Here is a 10,327-nt window from a genome sequence, read left to right on the forward strand (position 1 = left end):
CCCGAATGTGGTAGCGGGCTTGCTCGCGATGCAGACGACGCGGTCCTCCAGTGAATCCGCATTGATTGAATCGCGAGCAAGTCCGCCGCCACAGGGGGTCTTAGCTGACTTACAAGAGAAGCCGCCATGGCCGTATTCGCCCGTATCACCTTGCTCGCGCTAGCTCTAGGCCTGAGCGCCTGTGCGGTTCAACAGCCTTACGAACCGCCTGCGCCAACAACGCCGATGCCGCAGCCGACACCCCAGCCCTCGGGCAAGCCCCTGCCGGACATGCCGATTCCCAAGGCGCCAAAACCGTTGCCGCGCACCTCGGCGACCTTTGCGCCGCCGCCGGGCGGGCCTAGCCACTGGGATGCGCGTCTGGGCGTGTATGTGCTGGATAACCAGACCAACGTCTTCTACCGCCAGCGCGCCTACTACCGCTGGGACAACGGCTGGAGCCGCGCGGTGAGCCCCAACGGGCCGTGGGAAGAGACCGATATCAGCGGCGTACCGCCGGGGTTGAGTCGGCAGTTCAAGTAAAGCCAAGCGGCGACCTTCGGGTCGCCGTTTTGGTTTGGGGCTGTGGTTAAAACGCCGCCTTGCCCACCGATGCACCACCATCGACAAACAGCGTCTGGCCGGTAATAAAACCGCTGCTCTCAGACAGTAGAAAGGCAATCGCCGAGGCGATTTCTGCGGGCTGGCCCAGACGTGCCATTGGCACGCCTGCCAGATAGCGTGCTTCGCCCGCGGAGCCGGGCGGGTTGTTGGCGCGGAACAGCTTCGTCTCGGTCGGGCCGGGGGCCACGGCGTTTACGGTTATGCCTGTTTGTGCCAGTTCCAGTGCCCAGGAGCGGGTAAAGCTGACCAGCGCCGCCTTGGCTGCGGCATAGGCCGTACGCTGGGTGATGCCGAGTACGGTCAGGCTGGAAATATTCACGACTCGCCCCCAGCCCCGGCTGCGCATGCCGGGCAATAACGCCTGGGTGGCCTGCAGCGCCGAATGCAGGTTAACTCGCATGACGTCATCGAATGCATCCAGATCAATTTCGCCCAATGCTTGCGGGCGCACCAGGCCGACGTTGTTGACCAGCCCGTCGAAGGCGAAACGTTCGCTGAGTTCCTTGAGTACCTGTGCGCTGCGTTCGCGGTCGGCCAGATTAAGGGCGACCAGTGTGCCGGGGAAATCCGGGTCGTCTGCATTGCGGGCTATGCCCACCACGGTGTGGCCTGCCTGGGCCAGATGTTCGCACAACGCGCGACCGATGCCTTTGCTGGCGCCGGTGACAAGGTAGGTACGTTGGGTCATGGTGTGCTCCCTATTTAAAGACGGTGAGCATGATACCTTGGCAAGCGCTTGTGGGAGCGGGCAGGTTTGCGAGGCGCTTTTAGTGGCGGCCTGTCTCGGCCTCTTCCGGTCACCCCCTAAATCTGTATACTTCTTTTCCGTTCGTGTCAGGGCTTTGTGCATCTGATACAGGACTTATCTCCCGGCACCTTGCCGGCCATTGCTGCAAGCACCGGCTCAACGTGCTAGCGCACGCTTTGCCTTTTGACCTGGGACGCCTCTTGCGTTCCGTCACTTGCCAGCCATCACTTTGACAACCCACGGACCGCTGTCCGCTATCGCCTGCCTGTCAGGAAACCCGGGTTGTTGCACCTGCCGATTTCGGCCTTTCGTTGCGTCTGTAACGACTGTGTGCGCATAAGAAAGGAGAAAGGAATGTTCCAACTTTCCACCCTCACCGTGTTGCTGCTTCTGTTCTGTTTTTATGGCCTGACCTTTTTGGTGTCGTTGCGCGTGGGGCGCAAGGACGAAAACGTCGACGGCTATATGGTCTCCAATAACTCCATCGGCTTTGGCATGTCGGCCGCCAGCATGACGGCCACCTGGATCTGGGCCGCTTCCTTTTACGCCGCCGCCAGTGCGGGCTACAAGTTTGGTCTCTCGGGGGCGTTGCACTATGGCTTCTGGGGCGCGCTGATGATTCTGTTTATCTACCCCTTTGGCCGGCGTTTCCGGCAACTGGCGCCCAAGGCCCACACCCTGGCGGAGATCATGCACGCACGGCACGGGCGTTCCAGCCAGATGATTCTGGCGGGCTCCAATATCGTCGGCAGTCTGATCAGCCTGATGGTCAATTTCACCGCCGCCGGGGCACTGGTCGCGGTGCTTTCGCCGCTGAGCTTTACCCATGGTGTGCTTATCGCCGGTGTCGGGATTCTGACTTACACCATCTGGTCAGGGTTTCGCTCATCGGTGCTTACTGATTTCGGCCAGCTATTCGCCATGATCTTCGCTGCGGTGGTGATTATTCCGATTATTTTCTTCCAGTTGGGCGGCCCTGAAATCTTCGCCCAGGGCATGCCGAGGATCACCCCCGAGCAAGCCAGCTTCTATTCGAAAACCGCGATTCTGGAGCAGGGCGCACCTTACTTCGTGGCCGTGCTGGCCTACGCCATTGGTAACCAGACCATCGCCCAGCGGCTGTTTGCCGTGCGTGAAGACTTGATGAAGTCGACATTCGTCACCGCCACCATCGGTTATGCCTCGATTGTGATCGGGCTGGGCATGCTGGGGTTTCTGGCCCTGCTGGCAGGTATCGAGCCGCAGGATGGCGACCTCAATAACCTGATCCCGCAAATGGCCTCGACCTACTTGCCGCCGTTTGCGGTGGGGCTGTTTTTCATCATGGTGATCGGTTCGCTGTCGTCCACGGCGGATTCCGACCTGTCCGCCTTGTCGGCGCTGGTGATGACTGACGTGTATGGCAAGAACATAGCCAAGGGCAAACCCAATCCAAAAACCATGTTGTTTGTCGGGCGCCTGACCATGGTGCTGGCAACCATGCTGGCGATGATTTTTGCCAGCATGAAACTCGATATCCTGACCATGCTGATTTTTGTCGGCGCGCTATGGGGCGCGATTGTCTTTCCTGTTATTGCCAGCCTGTATTGGCAGCGGATTACCAACGCGGCCTTTACCAGTGCAGCGATTGCCGGGTTTGTGATGTTTTTGGTCGCCCGCTTCGAATTGTTGCAGATGCAAGGTGCGGTGGCGCTGTTCTTCGAACTCTGTGCCTCGATCGGCGGCGGGGTGGTGATTGGCCTGATGGCGTTCGGCTTTTTTGGCAAGCGCGTGGGCTTTGTGATGGGCGGATTGGCGTTCTTGGTACTGGCGCCATTCGCGTTCGGTTTTCTCCGCGATTACCCGGTGTTGCTCAGTTCATTGACCGCTTACGGTGTCAGCACCGTGGTGTGTGTGCTGGTGAGCTTGCTGGCCAATGAAACCTTTGATTTTGACTGTATCAACGAACGTGTTGTGGCCTTCCACCACACCGTCGAACCTGCCACTGAAAAAGGAGCCACCCCATGTCCAGTTTCGCTTTGACCCTGTATGTCCTGATCTGGCCGGCCATTGCCGGGGCCGTAATGTTGACCCTGTGCGTCAGCCTGTGGCGCGATATGCGCAAGGCCAAGCGTGAGGGTACGGATCTGGTCTGAATGTTTGATGGGGTAGCCGCTGCCTCGCCAGCGGCTACGCAAATTGTGTAGGGTGCTTGCTGATCACTATCAGGAGCCGGTCATGCGCCCATTCGAATTCAAGCAAGTTGACGTTTTCAGCAGCGTTGCCCTCAAGGGCAACCCGGTGGCCGTGGTGTTGAATGCCGACAGCCTGAGTGACACGCAAATGGCCGACTTTGCGCGCTGGACCAATCTGAGTGAAACCACTTTTGTGCTCAAACCGCAAAACCCTGATGCCGATTACCGCCTGCGAATTTTTACCACTCTCAACGAGCTGCCTTTTGCTGGCCACCCTACGCTGGGCAGTTGCCACGCCTGGCTGGAAGCCGGCGGCGTGCCCCGTGGTCAAGAGATCGTGCAGGAGTGCGCCGCGGGGTTGATCCGTCTTCGTCGCCAGGCCGGGCAACTGGCTTTTACTGCACCGCCCCTGTTGCGTACGGGTGCTGTTGAGGGGGATTTGCTGCAGCGTATCTGCCGTGGCCTGGGCATCGAGGCGCAGGCGGTGGTGCAGGCGCGTTGGGTCGATAATGGCCCGGGCTGGGTGGCGTTGATGTTGCGTGACCGTGAGCAGGTGCTGGCTTTAGAGCCCGATTACTCGCAGTTGCTCGGACTGTCGATCGGTGTGGTTGCCCCCTGGCAGCCTGAACTCGATGGCGACGAGGCGCAGTTTGAAGTGCGCGCATTCTGTGCCGGCGAGGGCATGCCCGAAGATCCGGTGACCGGTAGCCTGAATGCCGGGCTGGCGCAGTGGCTGATCGGCGCAGGCCTTGCCCCGGCGCATTATGTGGCCAGCCAGGGTACGGCAATGGGGCGGGCAGGGCGGGTGTCGATCGAGCAGATCGGCGAGGATATCTGGGTGGGCGGCCCGGCGGTGACCTGTATTAGCGGGCAATTGACGCTCTGAGCCTCATGCCCCTTTTGCTTTCACCGCCCGCTTGGGTCTGGCCTTGCCCGTAGCGGCCTTGCGTTTCTTCTTCCAGGCTGGCGCCGCACCGGCCGGGCTGGCCGGACCGCTGATCGTCATGGTCATGGCGCTGCAACGTTCGATATGTTTGCTCATCCACGCCGCCTGTTTGGCGACGAATACGTCGAGGGTCATTTCGCCGCTTTGCACCATGTCCAGCGCCTGCTCCCAGATGGCCGTGGTGCCGGGGTCGGCAATGGCGCGCGGTACCGCGTCGATCAGGCTAAAGGCGGGGGCGGTCGCCGCCAGGGCCTTGCCGTTTTTGCTCAGGTAACCGCGATCGAGCAAGCCCTGGATGATGCCGGCGCGGGTGGCTTCGGTGCCGATACCGGTGGTGTCCTTGAGTTTTTGCTTGAGCAGCGGGTCCTGCACCAGCTTGGCGACGTTTTTCATCGCCTTGATCAGGTCGCCTTCGGTGAACGGCTTGGGCGGCTGGGTCCACAAGTCCTTGAGGTTGACCGCGGCAATCGCGCAGTCCAGCCCTTCGCGCAATAACGGCAGGGGCTGTGGAGCAGGGGCTTCGCGACCTTTGGCCGGGGCCAGTGCTTCGGGCAGGGCGCGCTTCCAGCCGGGCTCGACGATCTGCTTGCCGACGGCCCGCAGGTTTTGCCCTGCACAATCAAAGTCGGCCTGGGTGCGGTCGTATTCATGGTTGGGCAGAAACTGCGCGAGGTAGCGTGCGCGAATCAGCGTATATACCGCGCGATGTTTGCCGCTCAGGCGTTCAATATTCTTTGCAGCAGCTGTAGGAATGATGCCGTGGTGGGCGCTGACTTTTGCGTCGTTCCAGGCCCGTGAACGGCGCTGCGGGTCCAGATGGCTGGCCAGTGGTGCCAGTGACGGATCGGCCTGCTGCAAGGCGCTGAGAATCGACGCGGCTTCGCCGTGCTGGCTCTGTGGCAAGTAGCCGCAATCGCTGCGCGGATAGGTGACGACCTTGTAGGTTTCGTACAGGGCCTGGGCAATATCGAGGGTTTCCTGGGCGCCGAGGCCGAGCTTTTTTGAACACACTTCCTGCAGCGTGCCCAGATCGAACGGCAATGGCGCGACTTCACGCATGCGCTCGGTGCGCAGCTTGATCACCCGGGCGCTGCTGGCGTTTTGCATTGCACTTGCGGCCTGTTGGGCATGGGCCGGGTTGAGGCAGCGGTCCTGGTCGTCGCAGGTGTCGGGATCGGCCCGCCATTGCGCGGTGAATAACTGCCCGTCGTGCCTGAGCTGTACGTCTATGGCCCAGTAGGCCACGGGGATAAAGTCGCTGATGCTGCGATCACGATCGACCACCAGCCGCAGCGTAGGGGTCTGCACACGGCCCACTGGCAATACGCCTTGATAGCCCGACTGGCGGCCGAGCAGGGTAAACAGGCGGCTCATGTTCATGCCGATCAACCAGTCGGCCCGCGAGCGGCCGAGGGCCGAATGATAGAGGTTGAAGGTTTCGCTGCCGGGCTTGAGCGCAGCCAGGGCCTTGCGGATCGAGGCGTCGTCCAGGGCCGACAGCCACAGGCGCTGGATGGGGCCGCGGTAGCGGCAGTGCTCGACCAGTTCGCGGGCAATCATCTCGCCTTCGCGGTCGGCGTCGGTGGCGATGACCAGTTCTGTGGCTTCACCGAGCAGGCGCTTGACGGCCTTGAACTGGCTGGCGGTCTTGGGTTTGACGCGCATTTTCCATTTTTCCGGAATGATCGGCAGGTCAGCCAGTAGCCAGCGCTTGTAGCGCTCATCGTAGGCGTCGGGCGGGGCGGTTTCGAGCAGGTGACCGATGCACCAGGTGACGGTGGCATTGGCGCCCACCCAGCAGCCATCACCGCGGCGGCTGGCACCGAGCACGGCGGCAATATCTTTGGCCTGGGAGGGTTTTTCACACAGAAACAGCCGCATCGCTCAACTCATTCACGCATCGCAGAAGATGCACAGCATGGGCAGAGACAGGCGCGAGAGCAAGTTTTTTTACTGTTGATATGTACAGGCTTTTGCAGGTGCTGCAAAACCTGGGGGAGCTGGCTTGCCTGCGATGCAGGCGAGGGGGGCAGTCAGGCGTACCGGGGGCATCCCTTCGCGAGCAAGCCCGCTCCCACAATGGAAGGCGGGCTTGCAACCGGACAGGGGATTATTGCGCGTTGTAGATCTGGTCGAACACGCCACCGTCGTTGAAGTACTTTTTCTGCACGTCGCGCCAGTCGCCGAAGGTTTTTTCAACCGACAGGAAGTCGACTTTCGGAAAACGGTCGTTGTACTTGGCGAGAATTGCCTGGTCACGCGGGCGCAGGTAGTTTTTAGCAGCGATTTCCTGGCCTTCAGGCGACCACAGGTACTTGAGGTAGGCTTCGGCCGTGGCGCGGGTGCCTTTTTTGTCGACCACTTTGTCCACTACCGTCACAGGCGGCTCGGCTTCTGCCGATACGCTCGGGTAGATCACTTCGAACTGGTCGCGACCAAATTCACGGGCGATCATTTCCGCCTCGTTTTCGAACGTCACCAGCACATCGCCGATCTGATTGGTCATAAAGGTGGTGGTGGCTGCACGACCGCCGGTATCAAGCACTGGAGCCTGCTTGAACAACTTGGCCACAAAGTCCTTGGCCTTGGTTTCGTCACCGCCGTTTTTGAGTACATAGCCCCAGGCCGACAGGAAGGTGTAGCGGCCGTTACCCGAGGTTTTCGGGTTGGGTACGATGACCTGTACGCCGTCCTTGAGCAGGTCGGGCCAGTCTTTCAGAGCCTTGGGGTTGCCCTTGCGCACGATGAAAACGGTGGCCGAGGTAAACGGTGCGCTGTTGTCCGGCAGGCGGGTGACCCAGTTTTCCGGGACCAGATGGCCGTTGTCGGCCAGGGCATTGATGTCGGTGGCCATGTTCATGGTGATCACGTCCGCGGGCAAGCCATCTATGACCGAGCGGGCCTGTTTGCTGGAACCACCAAATGACATTTGTACGTTGAGCTTTTCGCCGTTGTGCTCTTGTGCCCAGTGCTTCTGGAAGGCTGCGTTGTAGTCTTTGTAGAAATCACGCATCACATCGTAGGACACGTTTAGCAGTGGCGGTGGGGTCGCTGCACTCGCGACGCTGCCAAGGGCCAGGCCAGCGGCCAGAATTGAGGCACTAAAGAGTTTTTTCACTGCGCATTCCTTGTTATAGGGAGCAATAAGGGCAAATTGCCAGTAACTATAGCGACTGTCGCATAGTCCTTAAAAGATTAAAAAGTGCTGTGGTTATGCTTTTTTCGTAAAAAGAGCATTGCCGCACCGTGAACAAAAAGACGCCGATTGTTCGTGAGTGTTCTTTTTGCAGGTCGGGCAGTCGTGCTTGAGTTGCTCGCCACGCATGGCGTTGGCCAATTCGGCAGTGAAGATGCCGGTGGGCACGGCAATGATCGAGTAGCCGGTGATCATCACCATCGCCGAGATCACTTGCCCCAGTACGGTTTTGGGCACTATGTCACCAAAACCCACAGTCGTCAGGGTGACAATGGCCCAATAGATACTTACCGGAATACTGGTAAAGCCGTTTGCAGGCCCTTCGACCACATACATCAGACTGCCGAACACCGTAACCAGGGTGGAGACGCTGACCAGGAACACGATGATTTTTTGCTTGCTGCCGCGCAGCGCCGAGAGCAGATAGTTGGCCTGGCTCAGGTAGGGGCGCAGCTTGAGGATACGAAAAATCCGCAACATGCGAATGATGCGGATGATCAACAGGTACTGCGCGTCGCTGTAATAGATCGCCAGAATCCCCGGCACAATGGCCAGCAAATCCACCAGGCCGTAGAAGCTGAAGGCGTAACGCAGAGGTTTGGGCGAGCAATACAGACGCAGGCCGTATTCCACGGCGAATACAAAGGTGAAACCCCACTCGATATAGGCCAGCAGTTTGGCGTAGTCGCGGTGAATGCTGTTGATGCTGTCGAGCACCACGACCACCAGGCTGCACAGGATGATCAGCAGCAGGGCGGTGTCGAAACGCCGCCCCGCCGGGGTATCGGCCTGAAAGACCATCACATACAAGCGCTGGCGCCAGTCATTGTTATCCATGCAGGTTGCTCGATGCCCAAAGGTCAGAAGGTTCGAGTATTAACGCTCAATGCGCAACCTGCATTGTTCTTGTGCAGGGTGCAGGATGCGCACACTGGCGTGCACCAGCCAGCATCCGAGGATAAAGGGTGCGGTCAGGGGGGCGAGGCCCAGGGCAATAAAGCCCGGGGTGATCAGCAAGGTCACGATAATCCCCGCCACGGGCAGCCAGGGACGCCGTGCTTGCTGACTCAGGGCCAATGCGGCGAGTGCAGGGTTGTAGCCGGCCAGGCCGTCCAGTGCAGCCGCGCTGTCCTGTTGATACAAGGCAAACAGCATACCGGTCAGTGAACCGGTGATGGCCCATAGTGCCGCGCGCCAGTTGCTCAGCCACAGGCCGATCACAATCAGCAACCCGGCCAGCGGGTGTGGCAGCAGCATGACCTGGGCAATGCCCTTGAACAGCCCCTGTGCCAGTGTGAGGCCATTGACGGCCTGGGTGTGGTCCATGGCTTGTGCAGGCGGGTTGGTCAGGTGCAGCAGGATCCAGCCAATACCCGCAAACGGCGCGGTGTAGGCCAGCAGGCTTTGCCCGGGGGTGGCGCGCTTGAGCCACTGATGCACGAGCATCGTACTCAGTCCGGCACTGGCAATGATCAGCAAGGGCAACAGGGCAGAACATTCAAGCTGGTGGCTTATCAGCAAGCCCAGCAAGATACCGTTGTAGCTGTACAGACCCGCCTGGCGTTCGGCCTTGGGATAGTCGCGCCGTTGCGCGGTGAGGAGCCCGGCAATACCGCCGAGCAAGGCGCCACCGAGCAGGGTGGGGGCACTGATCAGAATGGCCAGCAGGCACAGCACGCCGCACAGAGGATGACGCTGGAGGAAGATCTGGCCGAAACCGGCGCACAGGGCCGTCGCCCAGTCGGGGCAGGGGTTTGAACTCATGATTGTTACCTGGTAGTCGCAGCCGAGGCACGAAGGCTGCGAGCTCTTGATTGGCTCCCTGCATGATCAAGAACTCGTAGCCTTCGTGCCTCGGCAGCGACTACAGGTAGTGCGGTCTCCCCAAAAAGGGCAGACCGGTGGGCTTACTTGTCGCGAATCGAGAAGTTGGCCATGTGTTCCAGGCCCTTGATCAGCGCCGAGTGGTCCCAGTTGCTGCCACCGATGGCCGCGCAGGTGCTGAACACTTGCTGGGCATTGGCGGTGTTGGGCAGGTTGATCCCCAGCTCACGGGCACCGGCCAGGGCCAGGTTGAGGTCTTTTTGATGCAGGCTGATACGGAAGCCCGGGTCAAAAGTGCCCTTGATCATGCGCTCGCCGTGCACTTCGAGGATTTTCGAGGAGGCAAAGCCACCCATCAGCGCTTCGCGAACCTTGGCCGGGTCAGCGCCGTTTTTCGCGGCAAATACCAGGGCTTCGGCCACGGCCTGGATATTCAGGGCGACGATGATCTGGTTGGCTACCTTGGCGGTTTGACCGTCGCCATTGCCGCCCACCAGGGTGATGTTCTTGCCCATGCTCTGCAGCAGCGGCAGGGCGCGGGCGAAGGTTTTTTCGTCACCGCCGACCATGATGCTCAGTGAGCCGGCCTTGGCGCCAACTTCACCGCCGGATACCGGCGCGTCGAGGTACTGAGCACCCTTGGCGTTGATTTTTTCGGCGAACGCTTTGGTGGCCGTAGGCGAGATCGAACTCATGTCGATCACCACCTTGTTCGGGCTCAGGCCCGCGGCGATGCCGTCTTCACGAAACAGCACATCCTCAACCTGAGGGGTATCCGGCACCATGACGATGATGAATTCGGCTTCCTGGGCCACTTCTCGCGGGCTGGCCAGGGC

Annotated in this window: 10 protein-coding genes; 4 read left to right on the top strand and 6 right to left on the bottom strand. The window is 60.2% G+C overall.

Annotated elements, in window-relative coordinates; translation table 11 throughout:
- Positions 1-126 precede the first annotated feature (126 nt).
- Positions 127-522 carry a hypothetical protein gene (locus GHO03_RS17210; protein WP_095021432.1) on the top strand — a complete coding sequence of 132 codons (396 nt, stop codon included), beginning with the start codon at positions 127-129 and terminating at the stop codon, positions 520-522.
- A gap of 46 nt (positions 523-568) precedes the next feature.
- Here the strand turns inward: GHO03_RS17210 and GHO03_RS17215 are convergent, their stop codons facing one another.
- Positions 569-1,291, bottom strand: a complete 723-nt coding sequence (locus GHO03_RS17215) for an SDR family oxidoreductase (protein ID WP_095021433.1) — start codon at positions 1,289-1,291, stop codon at positions 569-571.
- 414 nt (positions 1,292-1,705) lie between these two features.
- Here GHO03_RS17215 and GHO03_RS17220 point away from each other — a divergent pair, with 414 nt between their 5' ends.
- From GHO03_RS17220 to GHO03_RS17225, 3 genes are all read left to right on the top strand, one after another.
- On the top strand, positions 1,706-3,373 hold the full coding sequence (locus GHO03_RS17220; RefSeq protein WP_095002072.1) for a sodium:solute symporter family protein: 1,668 nt from the start codon (positions 1,706-1,708) through the stop codon (positions 3,371-3,373).
- Positions 3,355-3,486, top strand: coding sequence for a putative transporter small subunit (locus GHO03_RS25375; protein WP_016781520.1), 132 nt, complete (start codon positions 3,355-3,357; stop codon positions 3,484-3,486). Before GHO03_RS17220 ends, GHO03_RS25375 begins: the two co-directional genes overlap by 19 nt.
- A gap of 82 nt (positions 3,487-3,568) precedes the next feature.
- A complete protein-coding gene (locus tag GHO03_RS17225) occupies positions 3,569-4,411 on the top strand; it encodes a PhzF family phenazine biosynthesis protein (protein WP_095002071.1) in 843 nt (280 codons plus the stop codon).
- Positions 4,412-4,414: 3 nt separating this feature from the next.
- Here the strand turns inward: GHO03_RS17225 and GHO03_RS17230 are convergent, their stop codons facing one another.
- From GHO03_RS17230 to GHO03_RS17250, 5 genes are all read right to left on the bottom strand, one after another.
- Positions 4,415-6,352: a DNA topoisomerase III gene (locus GHO03_RS17230; RefSeq protein ID WP_095024372.1), complete on the bottom strand. Its 1,938-nt coding sequence runs from the start codon at positions 6,350-6,352 to the stop codon at positions 4,415-4,417.
- Between the two features lie 229 nt (positions 6,353-6,581).
- On the bottom strand, positions 6,582-7,589 hold the full coding sequence (locus tag GHO03_RS17235; protein WP_095019582.1) for a sulfate ABC transporter substrate-binding protein: 1,008 nt from the start codon (positions 7,587-7,589) through the stop codon (positions 6,582-6,584).
- A gap of 93 nt (positions 7,590-7,682) precedes the next feature.
- A complete protein-coding gene (locus GHO03_RS17240; protein ID WP_095002068.1) occupies positions 7,683-8,504 on the bottom strand; it encodes an ion transporter in 822 nt (273 codons plus the stop codon).
- Positions 8,505-8,543: 39 nt separating this feature from the next.
- Positions 8,544-9,431 (bottom strand): urea transporter, encoded by an 888-nt coding sequence (locus GHO03_RS17245; RefSeq protein ID WP_153400244.1) that lies wholly within the window; start codon positions 9,429-9,431, stop codon positions 8,544-8,546.
- Positions 9,432-9,574: 143 nt separating this feature from the next.
- The coding region (locus GHO03_RS17250; protein ID WP_153400245.1) for a 2-hydroxy-3-oxopropionate reductase at positions 9,575-10,327 on the bottom strand (753 nt) is incomplete at its 5' end.

This window comes from Pseudomonas sp. FSL R10-1339 (genome assembly GCF_009600545.1).
Classification (GTDB): Bacteria; Pseudomonadota; Gammaproteobacteria; order Pseudomonadales; family Pseudomonadaceae; genus Aquipseudomonas; species Aquipseudomonas bubulae.